18 protein-coding genes are annotated in these 18,843 nt (G+C 42.4%); 4 read left to right on the forward strand and 14 right to left on the reverse strand.

What is annotated here, in order from left to right:
• Positions 1 to 49: 49 nt before the first annotated feature.
• From BM213_RS01225 to BM213_RS01275, 11 genes are all read right to left on the reverse strand, one after another.
• Positions 50 to 1,249 carry an MFS transporter gene (locus BM213_RS01225; RefSeq protein WP_091700120.1) on the reverse strand — a complete coding sequence of 400 codons (1,200 nt, stop codon included), beginning with the start codon at positions 1,247 to 1,249 and terminating at the stop codon, positions 50 to 52.
• A gap of 97 nt (positions 1,250 to 1,346) precedes the next feature.
• Positions 1,347 to 1,742 (reverse strand): cytidine deaminase, encoded by a 396-nt coding sequence (locus BM213_RS01230; RefSeq protein ID WP_004893149.1) that lies wholly within the window; start codon positions 1,740 to 1,742, stop codon positions 1,347 to 1,349.
• Between the two features lie 25 nt (positions 1,743 to 1,767).
• Positions 1,768 to 1,938, reverse strand: coding sequence for a XapX domain-containing protein (locus BM213_RS01235; RefSeq protein ID WP_091700121.1), 171 nt, complete (start codon positions 1,936 to 1,938; stop codon positions 1,768 to 1,770).
• A 15-nt stretch (positions 1,939 to 1,953) separates the two neighbouring features.
• Positions 1,954 to 2,619: a deoxyribose-phosphate aldolase gene (deoC, locus tag BM213_RS01240; protein WP_091700122.1), complete on the reverse strand. Its 666-nt coding sequence runs from the start codon at positions 2,617 to 2,619 to the stop codon at positions 1,954 to 1,956.
• A gap of 55 nt (positions 2,620 to 2,674) precedes the next feature.
• Positions 2,675 to 3,889, reverse strand: a complete 1,215-nt coding sequence (locus tag BM213_RS01245) for a NupC/NupG family nucleoside CNT transporter (RefSeq protein ID WP_091700123.1) — start codon at positions 3,887 to 3,889, stop codon at positions 2,675 to 2,677.
• Between the two features lie 174 nt (positions 3,890 to 4,063).
• Positions 4,064 to 5,005, reverse strand: a complete 942-nt coding sequence (locus BM213_RS01250) for a sugar-binding transcriptional regulator (protein ID WP_091700124.1) — start codon at positions 5,003 to 5,005, stop codon at positions 4,064 to 4,066.
• A 114-nt stretch (positions 5,006 to 5,119) separates the two neighbouring features.
• On the reverse strand, positions 5,120 to 6,559 hold the full coding sequence (locus BM213_RS01255) for a glycoside hydrolase family 32 protein (RefSeq protein ID WP_167357354.1): 1,440 nt from the start codon (positions 6,557 to 6,559) through the stop codon (positions 5,120 to 5,122).
• Positions 6,556 to 7,515, reverse strand: coding sequence for an aminoimidazole riboside kinase (locus BM213_RS01260; protein WP_091700126.1), 960 nt, complete (start codon positions 7,513 to 7,515; stop codon positions 6,556 to 6,558). Before BM213_RS01260 ends, BM213_RS01255 begins: the two co-directional genes overlap by 4 nt.
• Before the next feature lie 42 nt (positions 7,516 to 7,557).
• Positions 7,558 to 8,928, reverse strand: a complete 1,371-nt coding sequence (locus BM213_RS01265; protein WP_091700128.1) for a sucrose-specific PTS transporter subunit IIBC — start codon at positions 8,926 to 8,928, stop codon at positions 7,558 to 7,560.
• A 280-nt stretch (positions 8,929 to 9,208) separates the two neighbouring features.
• Entirely contained in the window at positions 9,209 to 10,039 is an 831-nt protein-coding gene (locus BM213_RS01270) for a PRD domain-containing protein (RefSeq protein ID WP_091700130.1), read from the reverse strand.
• A gap of 40 nt (positions 10,040 to 10,079) precedes the next feature.
• Entirely contained in the window at positions 10,080 to 10,562 is a 483-nt protein-coding gene (locus BM213_RS01275) for a PTS sugar transporter subunit IIA (protein WP_003397122.1), read from the reverse strand.
• 208 nt (positions 10,563 to 10,770) lie between these two features.
• Between BM213_RS01275 and BM213_RS01280 the strand changes: the two genes are divergently transcribed.
• Both BM213_RS01280 and ald read left to right on the forward strand, forming a co-directional pair.
• Positions 10,771 to 12,000 (forward strand): PucR family transcriptional regulator, encoded by a 1,230-nt coding sequence (locus tag BM213_RS01280; RefSeq protein ID WP_091700132.1) that lies wholly within the window; start codon positions 10,771 to 10,773, stop codon positions 11,998 to 12,000.
• A 120-nt stretch (positions 12,001 to 12,120) separates the two neighbouring features.
• Entirely contained in the window at positions 12,121 to 13,251 is a 1,131-nt protein-coding gene (gene ald / locus BM213_RS01285) for an alanine dehydrogenase (protein WP_091700134.1), read from the forward strand.
• A 39-nt stretch (positions 13,252 to 13,290) separates the two neighbouring features.
• On the opposite strand, the gene BM213_RS01290 is transcribed toward ald, so the two are convergent.
• From BM213_RS01290 to BM213_RS01300, 3 genes are all read right to left on the reverse strand, one after another.
• Positions 13,291 to 14,013, reverse strand: a complete 723-nt coding sequence (locus tag BM213_RS01290; RefSeq protein ID WP_091700136.1) for an amino acid ABC transporter ATP-binding protein — start codon at positions 14,011 to 14,013, stop codon at positions 13,291 to 13,293.
• Entirely contained in the window at positions 14,010 to 14,663 is a 654-nt protein-coding gene (locus BM213_RS01295) for an amino acid ABC transporter permease (RefSeq protein WP_091700138.1), read from the reverse strand. The genes BM213_RS01290 and BM213_RS01295 overlap by 4 nt, the downstream gene beginning before the upstream one ends.
• Positions 14,664 to 14,729: 66 nt before the next feature.
• Complete coding sequence (locus BM213_RS01300) at positions 14,730 to 15,530, reverse strand: basic amino acid ABC transporter substrate-binding protein (RefSeq protein ID WP_091700140.1); 801 nt, start codon at positions 15,528 to 15,530, stop codon at positions 14,730 to 14,732.
• Positions 15,531 to 15,832: 302 nt separating this feature from the next.
• Between BM213_RS01300 and pflB the strand changes: the two genes are divergently transcribed.
• Positions 15,833 to 18,061, forward strand: a complete 2,229-nt coding sequence (pflB, locus tag BM213_RS01305) for a formate C-acetyltransferase (protein WP_425265903.1) — start codon at positions 15,833 to 15,835, stop codon at positions 18,059 to 18,061.
• A gap of 49 nt (positions 18,062 to 18,110) precedes the next feature.
• On the forward strand, positions 18,111 to 18,839 hold the full coding sequence (gene pflA / locus BM213_RS01310; RefSeq protein ID WP_091700144.1) for a pyruvate formate-lyase-activating protein: 729 nt from the start codon (positions 18,111 to 18,113) through the stop codon (positions 18,837 to 18,839).
• Positions 18,840 to 18,843 lie beyond the last annotated feature (4 nt).

The following is an 18,843-nucleotide window of genomic DNA, read 5'->3' on the forward strand; positions in this document are numbered from 1 at the left end:
AAAAATTAAAGAAGCTACAATGATACCATTATAGCTTCTTTTTGTACAATTATGCGAGTTCTTGTTGTTTCGTTTCTTTCCCGAGAAAAAGAACGGCGAGTACACCGATAAAAATGGCGACGCAAAAAATCGCAAAAATCATCGTCACCGACACGTTTTGTGCAACTAAATAACCGACAAGAAGCGGTCCTAAAATGCCCCCAATGCGTCCGAATGAAGCTGCCATGCCTGCCCCTGTCGCGCGAATAACCGTTGGGTATTGTTCTGGCGTGTAGGCATAAAGCGCTCCCCATGCGCCGAGATTAAAGAATGATAACAGCGCTCCAAACGTCATTAACATCGCAACCGACTCGGCATTTCCGAAGAAATAAGCGCTTAACGCTGTCCCAACTAAATAAATAATGAGCACCGCTTTTCTTCCGATGCGTTCAATCAACCAAGCCACGCTAAAATAGCCCGGCAACTGTGCAAACGTCATAATTAGCACATATTCAAAACTTTTAATTAAACTAAATCCTTTCATCACCATCACGCTCGGCAGCCATAAAAACATGCCGTAGTACGAAAAGACGACCGCAAACCATAAAATCCAAAGCATCGTCGTTTGTTTCGCATAAGGTTTTGCCCATACGTCTGCGATATTGCGCCAAACAGAACGACGCTCCGCCGTTTTTACCGCAATAAACTTTTGTGAATCAGGCAAGTTAATACGCAAATAAATGGCGTATAACGCAGGTAAAGCCCCTAAAATGAGCGCCATTTGCCATCCATATGCAGGAATAACGAAAAAGGAAATAAGCGCAGCTAATAGCCAGCCACCTGCCCAAAAGCTTTCTAATAAAACGACAACTTTCCCGCGCTCATGGGCGGGTACGCTTTCCGATACGAGCGTGGAAGCAACCGGAAGTTCACCGCCAAGTCCCATACCGATAAAAAATCGTAAAATTAAAAATACCGTTAACGTTGTTGCAAAAGCAGATAAGCCGCTTCCGATCGAAAATAATAAAAGCGTAATAATAAATACTTGCTTTCGACCGATACGATCAGCTAACAATCCGAACACGAGAGCACCGACGGCCATACCGATCGAGTTCACGCTCCCAATCCAACCCATTTGCTCAGCTGTTAATCCCCATTCCTTTTGCAAAGCCGCAAGAATGAATGAAAGCATCCCGACATCCATCGCATCAAACAACCATCCAAGCCCCGCGATCCAAAGCAACTTGTTTCTTGATACATCTTGACTCATGTCACCCCTCCGTTGTCAGCTGTCAAATTATCCTCTACACGATTATATTTCCTTTTTTGTTATGTATCAATGCAAAAAGCGTCGGAAAAGCCGACGCTTATCGCAAATCTTCTTTTGAAAAAGCTCCAGGGAGAAGTTCTTTCACCGTCGTTTCCTGTACATCGCCCTTCATATTGGCTAAAATGACAGGCATATTCGGGTCACACAATTCAACAATGACTTGACGGCATGCGCCACATGGCGGAACAGGACGCTCCGTATCCGCAACAACAGCTAACATCGCATACTCAAGGTCTCCTTCTGAGTACGCTTTAAATAAAGCCGTACGTTCAGCACAGTTACATAAACCGTATGATGCGTTTTCGATGTTGCAACCTCCATACACTTTCCCATCTTTCGTTAATAGCGCTGCCCCAACTTTAAACTTTGAATACGGAACGTACGCCCGCTCTCTCGCTTGTTTTGCCGCTTCAATTAATAGTTGTTTATTCATTGTTGATCATCCCTTCTTGGGCTATTTAGTTAAAAAACGTCTTCATTAACCAGTCAGCAACGACCCCACCTAAATATACGCCAAATACCCCTATCACTCCTGCCAACACAGGCGGGGCTGGCAACGGCAAACGTAAAAATTTAAACAAAATTCCAACGACAAGCCCAGCAAGTAAGCTTAGTAATACTTCTTTCATATGTGAATGCCTCCATTAGTATGCTTCGTTTGAAGTTGTTCCTTCCATAATAGCAGGTCCAGAACTTGTACCGATCCGATTTGCCCCCGCATCAATCATCGCTTTAGCATCAGCTGCGCTGCGCACACCGCCAGATGCTTTCACGCCGACGTTTGGACCAACTGTTTTGCGCATTAATGCGACGTCTTCTACTGTTGCACCGCCGCTGGCAAATCCCGTTGATGTTTTCACAAAATCAGCGCCTGCGCGAACAGCAATTTCGCATGCGCGCACTTTTTCCTCATCTGTTAACAACGCTGTTTCAATAATAACTTTTGTTAACGCTTTTCCTTTTGCAGCCTCGACAACAGCACGAATGTCGCGCTCTACAAGATCATCGTCACCATCTTTTAACGCACCAATATTAATGACCATATCGACCTCTTGCGCACCGTTTTCGATCGCTTGTTTTGTCTCAAATGCTTTTACTTCTGGCGTTGTTGCTCCTAACGGGAAGCCAATGACAGTACATACTTTTACTTTTGTTCCTTGCAAACGTTCAGCCACAAATTTTACCCACGTTGGATTTACGCATACTGATGCGAATTCGTACTTTTTCGCTTCTTCTACCAACTTTTCAATTTGCGCTTTCGTCGTTTCTGGCTTTAATAACGTATGATCAATCATGCTAGCAATGTTCATCAATTCATTCCTCCTTGAAATTGAACATGTTCGAAGCGCACGAGGCGCTCCGCTTTTAAATAAACATACCGGCAATCGATGCGCTTAACAATGAAGCGAGCATACCAGCAAGCACGGCTTTTAATCCCATGCGCGCAATGTCGCTACGACGGTTTGGCGCTAAGCTTCCTAAACCACCAAGTAAAATTCCCATCGAAGAAATATTAGCAAATCCACATAGTGCAAAGCTAACTACAGCTACTGTTTTCACTGATAAATCTGGAATTTGTGGTGCAAAAGATGAGTAAGCGACAAATTCGTTTAAAATCAATTTTTGGCCGATAAACCCACCAGCTGTTACTGCTTCAGACCACGGCACACCAATCGCAAATGCAATAGGCGCAAATAAGAAACCTAAAATTTTCTCAAGCGTTAACCCATCGTAATTAAACAAGTTACCGATTCCGCTGAGCAATCCGTTAATTAAAGCAATAAGGGCGATAAACGCTAACAACATCGCACCGATATTTAATGCTAACTTTAAACCGTCGCTTGCACCGCGCGCAGCTGCATCGATGACGTTTGTCGATTGTTCATCTTTTTCCATTTCAAACTGTTCATCTTCTTTAATCGGCTCCGTTTCAGGCACGATCATTTTCGCCATAACTAATCCGGCTGGGGCAGCCATGAAGCTTGCCGCAAGCAAATATTCAAGCGGAACACCTAAAAGCGCGTAACCGGCAAGAACAGAACCAGCAACAGACGCTAATCCTCCCGTCATAACTGCAAACAACTCAGATTGAGTCATTTTTGACAAATATGGGCGAATAACAAGCGGAGCTTCTGTTTGCCCAACGAAAATGTTCGCTGCCGCTGACATTGACTCTGCTTTACTCGTTCCGAGCAATTTCGAAAGCGGACCCCCGATCATTTTAATAACCCACTGCATGACACCGAGATAATAAAGAACGGAAATTAACGCTGAGAAGAAAATGACGACAGGCAACACTTGGAACGCAAAGACGAATCCGATTCCTTCTGCCGCAAACATGCCTCCGAACAAGAAGTTAATCCCTTCGCTCGCATAGTTAATAATGTTCGTCACACCATTCGTTAACCATTGCAATGCAGCTTTTCCTGCTTCCCACTTTAAAACGATAAACGCAAAAGACACTTGAATCGCAAGACCACCTAAAATCGTTCGTGGATTAATCGCCTTGCGGTTATTTGAAAAAAGAAAAGCAATCCCAAGAACAACAAAGATACCAACAAGTCCCCAAACGATATTCATGTTGCACACTCCTAACAAGTTTTTTAGTTACGTAATCAATATAACAAGAAAATGAACATATGTAAACGTTAACATGAACAAATGTCAAAGAAAAATTCATGGCTTCGCTAAATCTTTCTTCCTTTTTACATAAATAAAGGGGGGCTTTCTTCTTTTCCCCCGTTTGTCGTTTTTTTATTCTTTTTCTAACAAACATTCCGCAGTAAATTGATCTGTCACTAACACGTTGGCATACTTGCCTTTTAACGCGCCATATATGCCTGCCACTTTATGAATACCTCCCGCAATCACAATCGAGTATTCCTTATTTTTCAACTCTTCTAACTCAATGCCAAGCGTGCGGGCATTTAACTCCTCGCTGCATAGCTTTCCGTTTTGATCAAAAAAGCGTGAACAAATGTCACCGACTGCTTTTGAATAAATCGTTTGCAAATCTTCTTCTGTAAAATAACCAAGCTGGAACAATAGCGACTCCGATTTAATTGATCCAATCGTAAATACAGCAATATTCGCTTGTCGACCGAGATCGAGAATTTTACGAATGTGGCGGTCGGCTTCCATCGCTTGCTTAACAACGACATGATCGACGATGGCCGGGAGAGGCAAGTGATGTACCGTTGCATTGAATGCGCTTCCAAACAAATGTAAAATATCAGAAGCGAACGTATTTGTTTCCGACAAACTGACGCCACCTTTTAATTGAACGACTTTGACATCCTTCACATGCTTATGTTTAAGCTGTAACGCAACATGATACAGCGTCGTCCCCCATGTCACGCCAATGACATCACCGTCTTTTACGATTGAACGTAAATATTCAGCTGCCTCTTTTCCAACATATTTTTTAATAATGCCATCTTGATGTTCAGGAACGGACACAACAATTGCTTTCTTGAGATTGAACTTTTGTTCAAGTTGCTTCGCTAATCGTTGAATATCTTCTGCGGGATCGTTAATTTTAATTTCCACAATTCCTTCCTCTTTCGCTTGCTGCAATAAACGGGACACGGTCGGTCGCGACACGCCGAGCTTTTTGGCAATATCATTTTGGTTGTAATCTAGCAAATAATACAACTTCGCAGCTTCCACTACTTTTTTTAACTTATCTTGCTCCATCGCTTCATCACCTTTTGTCATTGAATGAAAAAGGAGCAACCTTCCATAATTTGAAGGAATACTCCCTTTTCTTTCATCATACGAAAGCAGTTGAACATTTGACAAGCAAAAGTTTTAACATAATTTCCATTTGTATAAGCGAAACGCGGCTCGTCCATTTGTTTTAAATACAATATGTTCGTTTTTCTCATGTGGGAAAAACCGTGCTGTAAACACTTCTTCACCTTCATTTAAGAAAATTTCGATGGACGATGTATCGATGAATATATGGAGTGTTCGCAAATTCGATAAAACGCACTGTCTTTTTTCTTTTTCACCTCGCCGTGCAAAGCTTTCACGTTGTAGCGTGGCCACCCTTTTCTCAAAATCATATGAAAACGAAACATCGTTTTGTATGTCAATGGATAAAACACCTTGACCTTCAATATGCTTAAGTAACAGCTCAACCGTTTTTCCTTCCACTCCATCAAATTGCATCGTTTCTTTATGCAACGATACATTTGGATAGTGAACTTCGTCGCTTCGGAGCAACTGCAACTGCTCAATCGGTCGTTGATATAATTTATCGCCAACTAAAACGAGTTCGCGAGGCAACGTTAATGCATGTACCCATCGGTAAGCAATCGTTGGATGTTTATCTTCATCTTGGTCGGGAACGCCCATCCAGGCGATCATAATACGGCGACCGTATTCATCAACCATCGTTTGCGGAGCATAAAATTCAAATCCTCGATCTAATTCAGTGAATGTGCCATGTGCATATTGTCCTGTTTCATAATTTAACTGTCCAACAAAATATCCTGCTTGATATACGTTTTGGTAATGCATACCTTCTGGTTGTAATCCTTGTGGACAGACGATGAGAACATCTTTTCCACCCAAACGGAATACATCTGGGCACTCCCACATGTACCCAAAGTTCCCGTCCTCTCCTCCTGCTATAGCACCGATATGCTCCCAATGCATGAGATCATCAGAGCGAAATAATACTGCCTTTCCATCTAATTGCTCGCTCTGTGCGCCAATCACCATATACCACTTGTTTTCATGCTTCCACACTTTTGGGTCACGAAAATGAGCCGTGTAACCGTCTGGGAGATGAACAACAACCCCCTTTTTTTCAAAGTGAAGGCCGTCACTTGATATTGCCATACATTGATACGTATGGCGTGTTCCGTCATCGTCTTTGACATTCCCTGTATAAAAAAGTGTAAGTACACCATCATTGTCCACGGCGCTTCCAGAGTAGCAACCGTTTCTGTCAAACCATTCACTTGGGGCTAGCGCGGGTGCTTGTCTTTCCCAATGAATGAGATTACGTGACGTATAATGTCCCCAAAATTTTGCTCCATGTGTCGTTGCAAATGGCATCCACTGATAAAACACATGGTACGTCCCTTTCCAATAAATCAGTCCATTTGGATCGTTCATTAATCCGACAGGAGGCATTAAATGATAACGCAAACGATTTGGGTCACTTTCAACAATTGAAGCATATTTTTTTATTTCTTCTTCCGCGAGCTGTATTTGTTTTTTTTCGTTCAATGATTTCATCTCGACCAACCTTCTCGTAAAATTCGTTCGACTTCATCACGCGTCGGTAAGGCTGTCATTGCTCCTTTTGTTGATGCAGCTAACGCCCCTGAAACACTCGCAAAACGCGCCATTTGTTCAACTTCCGCAAGCGACAAGTCGTTGATCGCCCCTTCTCGCTCATGCAAGCAATAAAGCATACCGGAAACAAACGCATCTCCTGCCCCTGTCGTATCAACCGCCTCTACTTTAAGCGCTGGCGTAAATACGGATCCTTCTTTCGTAAACGCATAACTACCGTTTTCCCCTAGCGTGACGACGATGAGCGGAATGTTGTAGGAAGCAAGAGCATCTACACCTTTTTGTATATCTTTCTCCCCTGTAATAAACGTCAATTCCTCTTCAGAAATTTTAAGTACATCCGCTTCTGGTAACATTGATATAATCATTTGACGAGCTTGTTGTTCACTTTCCCATAAACCGAGACGCAAGTTCGGATCATACGAGACAATCATGCCGTTTTCTTTAGCTAACATAACAGCCCGCTTTGTCGCGCTTCGTGCTGGCTCACTAATGAGTGAGATCGAACCAAAATGGAGAATGCGATGTGTCCGAAATAGCGATTCATCAATTTCTTCTTCGCGTAAAAAGCGATCTGCGCTTGGGTTAATGTAAAAATCAAAGCTTCGTTCCCCATTTTCCGCTAACGTCACAAAAACGACACCTGTACGAACATCATCACTAAATTGGAGCCAAGTCGTATTTACACCATATTCATCAAGCGTTTCTTTTAAAAAGACACCGAGTACATCTCGGCCCACTTTCCCTAGAAACGTCGATGGCACACCGAGCCGCGCGACACCGACCGCGACATTCGCTGGCGCCCCACCAGGACTTTTTTGGTAAGCCTGATTTGTTGCATCGAGCGGAATAAAATCAATTAACGCTTCACCAAGACTAATGACTCCTCGTTTCATCGTTGTTCCCTCCTACAAAAAAAGGCGAGTCATTCACTCGCCTTATTCTTCTTTAAATCCTAATATCCATGTTGCCACAAACGCTGTACCAACTGCAATTGCAAAGCCGATTAAATAGTTTATTAAGTTCGCCATCCCCATTGGTGCGACGATCGCAATCATTGGGATGCCCGTTAATCCATATGCATTTGCGACAACGTTTGTAAATACAACATACGCTCCACCAGCCGCCCCACCAATGGCAGCAGCGATAAACGGTTTTCGATATCTTAAGTTCACCCCAAAAATAACAGGCTCGGTAATACCTAAAAAGGCGGAAAATGCAGCTGGCAAAGCGATTTCCTTCGTTTTCGTCCGTTTTGATTTTAAAAATACTGCTAAACCCGCTCCACCTTGAGCAACGTTTGCCATTGACCAAATAGGCAATAAATAGTTTTTACCAATATCCGCAAGCAATCCGGCTTCGATCGCATGGAAACTATGATGAACACCTGTAATGACAATCATCGAATACAAACCACCGAAAATAAGACCCGCAAGCGCTCCACCTGTGTCATATATGAAGTTTAACGTTGTTGTAATTCCTTCTCCGACAATATTTCCAAGCGGACCAATGACTAAGATCGCAGTGAAGCCTGTTAAAATAACCGTAATAAACGGTGTAACAAGTAAGTCGACTGCGTGTGGAACAACTTTACGCAAGCTTTTTTCGATTTTACTCATGACATATGTTGCAAGTAAAATTGGAATAACCGTTCCTTGATATCCAATCATTGCGATATCAAAACCGAGAAAATGCAAATACTCAGGTTCAGCACTTGCTAATCCCCATGGATTTAACAACGAAGGGTGTGTCATGATTCCACCAATAACTGCTCCTAAAAATGGATTTCCCCCAAATTCTTTGGCTGCACTATAACCAATTAAAATTGGCAAAATGATGAAAGCTGCACTTGAAAACATGTCAAGCAATACGATCCAAGCACTATCTGGGGCCACCCATTTGAAAGCCTTCATCATACCAAGTAATCCCATCAATAAACCGCTAGCTACAATTGCTGGAATAATTGGAACGAAAATATTTGATAATGTTTTTGCAAGTCGAACAAGCGGATTCATTTTTTGCTTGACTGCTTCTTGGTGCACATCAGCACTTACGTTTTGTAAACCTGCTTCTTTGACAAATTGCTCATACACTTTGTTAACAACACCTGTACCAAAAATAATTTGATACTGACCGGAACTAGAAAATGCACCTTTTACCCCATCAAGTTGTTCAATTGCTTGTTGGTCCACTTTCTTTTCGTCTTTTAGCACAAGACGAAGACGAGTTGCACAATGAACCGCACTAATGATATTTTCTTTTCCACCAAGCAACGAAACGAGTTGCTTAGCAACGTGTTCGTAATTCATGTAGATTCCTCCCTCTTAATATTCTTAATATTATTATTGTGAAAAACAAAAATATTATGTTGTGAAAAACAAAAAGACCTAAAACGTGCGTACAGATGCTGTAGGAATCGTCGCACATTTTAGGTCTTGCCTGCTTATGCAGTCACAATCCCGCTTTATCTAATTTTTTATCCGCTTTCATTTTATGTTATTGTCGAAATTAAGTCAATAACAAACAAATAGGGAACCTGTCTTTTTTTTTTCCTTTTCTCCCACAAACATTTTACTCATACCAAAAATATTATTTTATGGTTAGACGTTGGATGTGCAACGTAATATAAGCTAATTCGGTGACAGGGAATTCAATTCCGTATTCCTTTTTCGCATATTCAGCCATCGCAACAGCACATGCAAACTCTTTTTCGTACTTCGTTTGAATGAGCGCTAACATGTCTGGGTCCATAGTATGAAACAGCTCACCATTTTCTATTCGATTAAGCGCAAAACGTAAATGGGTAACAAGCCGCTGATAAGATATGCTTTCTTCATCAATATGAATGCGTAACGTTTGCTTCATGAAATCAATCATTTCACGAATTAAAGTCGTTTGCTGTAACGTTTTATTCATACTGGCTGCGTCCATTTTCGCGGTATGAATGTGAAGCGCAATATGGGCAACTTCATCATCCGGAATGTCAATACCGAGACGCTCGCGAATAAGCTGCTTTGCCCAAAGACCAATTTGATATTCTTTCTTATATAACACTTTAATTTCATTTAACAGCTTATTTTGAATTTGGTACCCTTGCTGGATTCGTTCAATCGCAAAAGATAAATGATCAGTCAACGCAATATGAATATGGTTATTCAGCGGGGCTTGCAATTCTCTTTCGGCATAGCTAATAATTTCTTCAGCGATGTCAATATGCTCTTCTGGAAGGGTACGTAACAACTCTTGGAATTTTTCATTTTCTTCTTCCATCACAAAAATTTTTTCGATTTTCGCACGAGGGATGATGTCATTTTTCTTTTTCTGAAAAGCAATACCTGGACCCATTACAATTTTCTCTTGCCCTTCATCCAATACAACGACGGCGTTATTATTTAAAATTTTATGAATTCGCAACGTCATCTTCGTCCCCTTAGCGATCTATTTCGTTATATCACTTATATTACTTCAAATGTACTTTCATTAAAACGGTCTTTCCTCTTTCCACTTGTTCCACATGTTCCCAACCATACTCTTTCACCGCATCCCCGTTCGTTATGACTACAGGAGTAAGATCGCTTTTCGCCTTTTGTTGCACAAGCGATACATCAAACGACAAAAGCAAGTCACCAGCCTTCACACGCTCTCCCGCTTTCACATACGCTTCAAACCCTTCCCCTTGCATATGAACAGTATCGATTCCAACATGTATAAGAATTTCTAATCCTCCCTCTGAACGCAAACCTACTGCATGTTTCGTCGGGAATACTTGTACGACTTCTCCATTGACTGGTGAAACAACAACACCGTCTATTGCCTCGATCGCCAAACCCTCTCCCATCATCTTTTGGGCAAATACAGGGTCTGGAACATCATCGAGCGGTCGTACATTTCCTGTTAACGGGGCGACAATCGTTTCCTCACGTTTACGAAGCCATTTAAACATTTGAAATATCCCCCTTACAAAGAATTATTTGGATAAAAACAAAAGACCTAAAACGCAAGGAAGACACGACCCTCCCATCCGTTTTAGGTCTTGCCTGCTTATGCAGTCACAATCCTACGGTATTTAGCTTCTTCTTATAAGTTAAAGTAAGATCTTTCATTTGTCAATATGCTACAATAATCATAAGACAACATACGAAACGGAGTGGATGTTTGTGAACCCTTTTGCCACTCATTTTGACAGCTTAGAGGAGTTTGCCGATCATGTGAGCGAGTTATTGCAATGTCCGATTACGATTGAAGATGCAAACCATCGCTTAATTGCTTATAGCGGACATGAGCATTACACCGATCCTGCCCGTACAGCAACCATTATCCATCGTCGCGTGCCGGAACGCGTCATTAATAGCTTATGGCGCGAAGGGGTGATCCCAAAGCTTTTGCAAAGCGAACAGCCTGTCCGTGTGGCACAAATTTCAGAAATAGGACTTGGCAACCGCATCGCCATTTCAATTTGGAAAAATAAAGAGGCGCTCGGATTTATTTGGGCGATTGAAATGGATGAACCTTGGACGGAACAACAATTCGATGTATTAAAACAGGCGGCAAAAGCGGCAAAGAATTTATTGTTGCAAGCGCAAATTCGGAAGCATAAAAAAGAAGAGCGCATTCAAGAATTTTTTTGGAAGCTATTAACCGGACACTTTTCGTCTCCGCACGATATTGTTGAACAATGCAACGAATTAAACGTACACGTATATCCGTTTTTTGCTGTTGGCATTTTTCAATTTCAACAACATATTCAAACGCAAGTGGAAAGGCAAATTGATTACTTATTAAAGACGACACAACAGCTTGCCGTGCCGCTCTATACGATCGATCATCAACGGCTCATCGTGGTTGTCGCCCCAAGTTCGAACGTCTACGGTGAAGCGCATATTGAACGGTTTTTCCGTTCGTTCATGGCGCAAATGAAAGAACGTTTTCGCGTCGACATTGTAATGGGAGCTTTCGGAAACGTATATGAATGTTATACGAACATCGCTAAAAGCTACGAAGAAGCACAAACCGTATTAAAAATGAAGCGCGCATTTCCTCATCAACTTGCCGATGTTCAAAGTTACCAACATCTCGGCATGTATCAGTTTTTCGATTTACTTTTTGAGAAAAAGCGACATGGGGATTTCCACAACGCTGCGCTCAACAAACTGAAACAGTACGATGCTCAACATCATACAAACTTAGTTGAAACGATCGAAACGTATCTCGATTACGACAGCAATGTTAACGAAACGGCAAAAGCGCTCAATATTCATCCAAATACGCTTGCTTATCGGCTAAAGCGAATTAGCGAAATTGGACATATCGATTTAAGCAATATGAGTGAAAAAGTAAAACTATACGTTGATATGAAATTAGACAAATATCGAGCAACATAGCTTTTGTGGAAATCCACAAAAGCTCGTTTTTTCTTTCTCCTTTCTTAACAAACAACAAGTGATAAAAAACATTTATACTGTAGATAATACGAAAAGACAACTTGAAAGGGGAAACAGCACATGATTATTGGTGTTCCAAAGGAAATTAAAAATAACGAAAATCGCGTAGCCATTACACCTTCTGGCGTCATGTCGTTCGTCAGCAATGGGCATACTGTATTAATTGAGAAAGATGCCGGCATTGGAAGCGGTTTCACAAATGAAGCGTACGTGAGCGCAGGGGCACAAATTGTCGAGCACGCCGCAGATGTATGGGCGCAAGCGGATATGGTTATGAAAGTAAAAGAGCCGCTACCAAACGAATACGAATACTTCCGTCCAGGATTAATACTATTCACATATTTACACCTTGCTGCTGAACCTGAGTTAGCGCGTGCACTTAAAGAAAAAGGCGTCATTGCGATCGCTTATGAAACGGTACAAGTTGGTCGCACGCTACCGCTCTTAACTCCGATGAGCGAAGTGGCGGGACGTATGGCAGCGCAAATCGGTGCCCAATTCCTTGAAAAAACAAAAGGCGGAAAAGGTATTCTTCTTTCCGGTGTTCCGGGCGTTAGCCGCGGAAAAGTAACGATTATCGGCGGTGGCGTCGTTGGAACAAACGCTGCGAAAGTTGCGATCGGCTTAGGCGCAAACGTAACAATTATCGACTTAAGCGCCGAACGTTTACGTGAACTTGATGATATTTTCGGAAGCCAAATTAATACGCTTATGTCTAACCCAATGAACATCGCGCAAGCTGTCGCCGAGTCCGACCTTGTGATCGGTGCCGTATTAATTCCTGGGGCGAAAGCGCCAAAACTTGTGACAGAAGAAATGGTAAAAGCGATGCAACCAGGCTCTGTCATCGTTGACGTAGCAATTGACCAAGGCGGCATTGTTGAAACGAGCGACCATGTGACGACACACGACAACCCAACATATGTGAAACACGGCGTCGTTCACTACGCGGTAGCAAACATGCCAGGAGCTGTTCCGCGCACATCAACACTTGCGCTTACAAACGTGACAATGCCGTACGCATTGCAAATCGCAAATAAAGGGGTACACAAAGCGGTTGCCGACAACCATGCATTACGCCTCGGTGTAAACGTCGCAAACGGAGAAATCACATACGAAGCTGTCGCGCGCGACCTCGGTTACGACTACGTTCCGGTTGAAGTAGCTTTGGAAAAGCAACTATTAGCATAAAAAAACAAAAGGTGTCTTGACAAACTGGACACCTTTTTCCTATAACACTTTGGATAAAAACGACTTCGTTCGCTCATGTTGTGGTGCATCAAAAATTTGTTGTGGCGTTCCTTCCTCTACGATCACTCCACCGTCCATAAAGAGAACACGATCCCCGACTTCACGCGCAAATCCCATCTCATGCGTCACGACGACCATCGTCATTCCTTCTTTCGCCAACTGCTTCATAACCGCAAGCACCTCACCGACCATTTCTGGATCCAGGGCAGATGTCGGTTCATCAAATAACATCACTTTCGGCTCCATCGCAAGCGCACGAGCGATCGCGACCCGCTGCGCCTGTCCGCCCGATAAAGAGTCCGGATATACGTTCGCCTTATCTTGCAAACCGACTTTCGCAAGCAATTGTAGCGCTTTTTCTGCCGCTTTTTCCTTTGGCCATTTGCGCACTTTCATCGGAGCAAGTGTGATGTTATCCAGCACCGTCATATGCGGAAATAAATTGAATCGTTGAAATACCATTCCTACTTCTTCGCGCACTTTATTTAAATCCGTTTTCGGATCTTTTAAACGAAATCCATCGATGATAATATCGCCTTCATCGAAATCTTCAAGCATGTTTAAACAACGTAAAAATGTCGATTTTCCTGAACCGGAAGGACCAATGACAACAACAACTTCTTTTTCACGAATATGCACGTCAATTCCTTTTAACACATGTAGCGATCCGTACGATTTTTTTAAGTTGGTCACTTGAATCATGCATCATACCTTCTTTCTAACCGGTGTAACAGCTTGCTTAGCGAAAGAGTGAGAATTAAATAAATAAGGGCAACAGTTAAGTAAGGCTCCCAAACGCGATAATATTGACCTTGCATCGCCCGTCCCCAATACATTAGTTCAGGTGCTGCAATGATAGCCGCAAGTGACGAGTCTTTAATAAGGACGATAAATTCATTGCCAAGCGGTGGGATCATTCGCTTAATCGCTTGCGGTAAAATGATGTAACGCATCGCTTGTACATGTGTCATACCGAGCGAGCGAGCTGCTTCCATTTGACCACGATCGATCGATTGAATGCCGGCCCGAAAAATTTCTGCGATATACGCAGCTGCGTTTAACGATAAAGAAATCGCTCCTGATACGAGCGGATTCGGCTGCGCTGTAAACATCGGCATGACACCGAAATGAATCAGTAAAATCTGTACAAATAGCGGTGTTCCACGAAAAAAATGAACGTACCAATCAAACGGAAGACGAATGAAGCGGTTTTGAACCATTTTTCCAAGCCCAATCACTAACCCGAGCACCGTACCAAAGACGATACCGACTAATGATAGGCCGATCGTCCACAATACCCCTTTAAGAAAGAACGGCGCATATTCAACTACAATATCAAAACGAAAATCCATATGTCTCACCTTTCCCTTTGAAAAAGTTGCGTAACCGGGAACAGTTACGCAACTTTTACGTCCATGTTATTGCTGTTGTTGTAATGATTCAATATTCGGTTCTGTGCCAAACCACTTTTTATAAATTTCTGTATACGTGCCATTTTCAATGACTTTTTTCAACGCTTCGTCTACTTTTTGTTTGAGCTCGCTACCTTTCGGGAACATAAAACCGTAAAATTCGGATTCAAAATGTTCTGGGTCTTCAAATGCCACGATTTTTGCATCTGGATTATTTTTTACATATTCGTTTGCGACAGCATTGTCTGTCACAACCGCTTCGACACCGCCGTTTAATAAGTCCATAATCGCGACGACTGTATTCTCAAACTTTTTAATATTTGGATTCTCTTTTCCTAAAATTTTTTCAACCGCCGTTTGTCCAGTTGTACCATTTTGCACTCCGACTACTTTTCCTTGTAAATCTTTCGCGCTTTTAATTGAACTTCCTTCTTTGACAAGAATCATATGTGTCGATTCAAAGTACGGAATAGAGAAGTCGTATGTTTTTTTCCGATCGTCGTTAATCGTAATGCCCGAAACGGCCATATCTGCTGTCTTTCCTTGAATGGCCGCAAACAGTGGATCCCAGCCGATATTTTTTAATTCATATTCTAACCCTGCTTCTTCCATGACTGCTTTTAATAAATCGACATCAAATCCGACAATTTCTCCTTTATCCATATATTCAAACGGGGCAAATGCTGCATCTGTTACAACGGTAATTTTCTTTTCTGTTGTTGCCGTTTTTTCTGTCGAACCGCCGCATCCGACAAGCGCAAACATAAGTATAGAAACAAGTGTTGCAATCATTCCTTTTTTTATCATTGTTACTCCCCCTTACTATTTGCTGTAAAATAATAAATACTTGTGTATAAACATGCTGTGCTCCTCATGTTTCACATATTATCAACTTTTTTGTTTTTATGCAACAAGTTTTATAAAAATAATTTTTAGAAAAATCTTTATTTTAAAAATGTTTTCGCTCAATCTTTCACAAATTTTTCAACACTTTATTCTCCCATGCGTGTAATAAAGTAGTATTCTTTATATAGGGGGGTTACTATTCCTTAATGATTAATGATTGGGAGGAGATTATGATGGCGCTACTTACTGTGAACGAAGCTTTAATGGACGCTTGGAGAACGTTCAAAGGCGATAAGTGGAAAAAAGAAATTGACGTTCGCGACTTTATTTTAAATAACGTAACCGTTTACACAGGGGATGAATCGTTTTTACAAGGTCCAACTGAAGCGACAAAAACACTTTGGGAACAAGTGATGGAACTTTCAAAACTTGAACGCGAAAAAGGCGGCGTTCTCGACATGGATACAGAAATTATATCGACCATCACGTCGCACGGACCAGGCTATTTGAACAGGGAACTTGAAAAAGTTGTCGGTTTTCAAACAGACGAACCGTTTAAACGGGCACTTATGCCATTTGGGGGCATTCGCATGGCGGAGCAGGCGTGCGAAGCTTACGGATATGAAGTGAGCGATGACGTAAAGAAAATTTTTACTCAATATCGTAAAACGCATAACCAAGGCGTATTTGACGTGTATACGGACGAAATGAAAGCGGCACGTAAAGCCGGAATTATTACGGGACTCCCTGATTCATACGGACGCGGCCGCATTATCGGAGACTATCGCCGCGTTGCTTTATACGGCGTTGATCGTTTAATTGAAGAAAAGAAAAAAGACTTACGAAATACAGGTGCGCGTACAATGAGCGAAGACATTATTCGTCTCCGCGAAGAACTAGCAGAGCAAATTCGCGCCCTCCAAGAACTAAAAGAAATGGCTGCAAGCTACGGCTACGATATTTCAAAGCCGGCGCGCAACGCACATGAGGCGTTTCAATGGCTATACTTTGCTTACCTCGCTGCGATTAAAGAACAAAACGGTGCAGCAATGAGTTTAGGTCGCGTTTCTACGTTTTTAGATATTTATATCGAACGCGACTTGCAAGAAGGGACATTAACAGAACGGGAAGCACAAGAGCTCGTTGACCATTTCGTTATGAAGTTACGCCTCGTCAAATTCGCGCGAACACCAGAATATAATGAGCTATTTAGCGGCGACCCAACGTGGGTAACCGAGTCGATCGGCGGTGTCGCGATTGACGGCCGTCCGCTTGTGACGAAAAACTCGTTCCGCTTCTTGCATACGCTCGACAACTTAGGGCCTGCACCGGAACCAAACTTAACGGTGCTTTGGTCCACACAATTGCCAGAAGCGTTCAAAAAATATTGCGCGAAAATGTCGATTCAAACAAGCTCTATCCAATATGAAAATGACGATTTAATGCGCCCTGAGTTCGGCGATGACTACGGCATTGCGTGCTGCGTATCCGCGATGCGCATCGGCAAACAAATGCAATTTTTCGGCGCGCGCGCAAACCTTGCGAAAGCATTATTATATGCGATTAATGGCGGCGTAGATGAAAAATTAAAAGTGCAAATCGGTCCAGAATTTGCGCCAATCACATCTGAATACTTAGATTACGATGAAGTGATGCGCAAATTTGACAACGTCATGGAATGGCTTGCTGAATTGTATATTAATACATTAAATGTCATCCATTACATGCACGATAAATATTGTTATGAGCGCATTGAAATGGCGCTCCACGACACACATGTCATGCGTACAATGGCAACGGGAATCGCCGGCCTTTCTGTTGTCGCTGACTCATTAAGCGCAATGAAATATGCAAAAGTAAAAACGATTCGCGACGAAAACGGCTTAGCTGTCGACTTTGAAATTGAAGGCGACTTCCCGAAATACGGTAACAACGATGATCGTGTAGATTCGATCGCTGTCGATATTGTTGAGCGCTTTATGACAAAATTGCGCAAACATAAAACGTATCGCGATTCAAAACATACAACATCGATCTTAACAATCACGTCAAACGTCGTCTATGGGAAAAAGACAGGAAATACACCTGACGGCCGTCGCGCAGGCGAACCGTTTGCACCTGGCGCTAACCCGTTGCACGGCCGCGACACAAAAGGTGCGCTTGCGTCGTTAAGCTCTGTCGCAAAATTACCGTATGAATATGCATTAGATGGCATTTCAAACACGTTCTCAATCGTACCAAAAGCACTCGGCAAAGATGATGCAACACGCGTTCAAAACCTTGTGGCAATTTTAGACGGATATGCTAAAAAACGCGGTCACCATTTGAACATCAACGTCTTTAACCGCGAAACGTTGCTCGATGCGATGGAGCACCCAGAAAAATATCCGCAGCTCACCATTCGCGTATCAGGCTATGCGGTGAACTTTATTAAATTAACACGCGAACAACAAATTGATGTCATTAATCGGACGTTCCATGAAACAATGTAATGACAGCTCCCACATCGTGTGGGAGCTTTCTACCTAGGAGGCAAACAACATGAACGGATTTATTCATTCGATCGAGTCATGCGGAACGGTGGATGGTCCCGGTATTCGTTACGTCATTTTTACACAAGGCTGTTTATTGCGCTGCCAATATTGCCATAACGCAGATACGTGGGACATCGGCAAAGGAAAACAAATGTCGGTCGAGGAAATTATTGCTGACGCTGAAACGTATTTGCCGTTTATGCAAGCATCCGGTGGGGGGATTACAGTAAGCGGTGGGGAACCGCTTTTACAAATCGACTTTTTAATTGAGTTATTTCGTCGCTGTAAGCAACTTGGCATCCATACAACGATTGATTCGTCTGGCGGATGTTATACGACAGAGGCATCGTTCCAACAAAAGCTTGATAAATTGCTTCAATATACAGATTTAATTTTGCTTGATTTGAAACATATCGATGAAAAAAAACATCGTAAACTAACAGGAAAAACGAATGAACATATTTTAGCGTTTGCGCGCCTACTATCAGAGCGAAACGTACCCGTTTGGATTCGTCATGTGCTCGTTCCAACCGTCACAGACGATGAAAACGATTTGCATCGCTTAGCTGACTTCATTCGTACGTTGCGCAACGTCGAAAAAATTGAGGTGCTTCCTTATCATCAACTCGGCGTGTACAAATGGAAAGCGCTCGGACTGACGTATCCGCTTGAAGGCATCCCGACACCATCAGAAGAAAGTGTTGAAAAAGCAAAACAAATATTAGGCGTAAAATAAGCTG

The sequence above is a fragment of the Anoxybacillus pushchinoensis genome, from assembly GCF_900111795.1.
GTDB lineage: Bacteria > Bacillota > Bacilli > Bacillales > Anoxybacillaceae > Anoxybacillus > Anoxybacillus pushchinoensis.

Bases quoted from the DNA above. Each gene is read 5' to 3' on its own strand.
- pflA (WP_091700144.1), top strand. From the start codon at position 18,111: ATGAACGGATTTATTCATTCGATCGAGTCATGCGGAACGGTGGATGGT.
- BM213_RS01250 (WP_091700124.1), bottom strand. From the start codon at position 5,005: ATGGAGCAAGATAAGTTAAAAAAAGTAGTGGAAGCTGCGAAGTTGTAT.
- BM213_RS01270 (WP_091700130.1), bottom strand. From the start codon at position 10,039: ATGACGTTGCGAATTCATAAAATTTTAAATAATAACGCCGTCGTTGTA.
- BM213_RS01245 (WP_091700123.1), bottom strand. From the start codon at position 3,889: ATGAATATCGTTTGGGGACTTGTTGGTATCTTTGTTGTTCTTGGGATT.
- deoC (WP_091700122.1), bottom strand. From the start codon at position 2,619: ATGAACATTGCTAGCATGATTGATCATACGTTATTAAAGCCAGAAACG.
- BM213_RS01295 (WP_091700138.1), bottom strand. From the start codon at position 14,663: ATGGATTTTCGTTTTGATATTGTAGTTGAATATGCGCCGTTCTTTCTT.
- BM213_RS01300 (WP_091700140.1), bottom strand. From the start codon at position 15,530: ATGATAAAAAAAGGAATGATTGCAACACTTGTTTCTATACTTATGTTT.
- ald (WP_091700134.1), top strand. From the start codon at position 12,121: ATGATTATTGGTGTTCCAAAGGAAATTAAAAATAACGAAAATCGCGTA.
- BM213_RS01225 (WP_091700120.1), bottom strand. From the start codon at position 1,249: ATGAGTCAAGATGTATCAAGAAACAAGTTGCTTTGGATCGCGGGGCTT.
- BM213_RS01260 (WP_091700126.1), bottom strand. From the start codon at position 7,515: ATGAAACGAGGAGTCATTAGTCTTGGTGAAGCGTTAATTGATTTTATT.
- pflB (WP_425265903.1), top strand. From the start codon at position 15,833: ATGGACGCTTGGAGAACGTTCAAAGGCGATAAGTGGAAAAAAGAAATT.
- BM213_RS01290 (WP_091700136.1), bottom strand. From the start codon at position 14,013: ATGATTCAAGTGACCAACTTAAAAAAATCGTACGGATCGCTACATGTG.
- BM213_RS01280 (WP_091700132.1), top strand. From the start codon at position 10,771: ATGTTTGTGAACCCTTTTGCCACTCATTTTGACAGCTTAGAGGAGTTT.
- BM213_RS01265 (WP_091700128.1), bottom strand. From the start codon at position 8,928: ATGAATTACGAACACGTTGCTAAGCAACTCGTTTCGTTGCTTGGTGGA.
- BM213_RS01235 (WP_091700121.1), bottom strand. From the start codon at position 1,938: ATGAAAGAAGTATTACTAAGCTTACTTGCTGGGCTTGTCGTTGGAATT.
- BM213_RS01230 (WP_004893149.1), bottom strand. From the start codon at position 1,742: ATGAATAAACAACTATTAATTGAAGCGGCAAAACAAGCGAGAGAGCGG.
- BM213_RS01255 (WP_167357354.1), bottom strand. From the start codon at position 6,559: ATGAAATCATTGAACGAAAAAAAACAAATACAGCTCGCGGAAGAAGAA.
- BM213_RS01275 (WP_003397122.1), bottom strand. From the start codon at position 10,562: ATGTTTAAATGGCTTCGTAAACGTGAGGAAACGATTGTCGCCCCGTTA.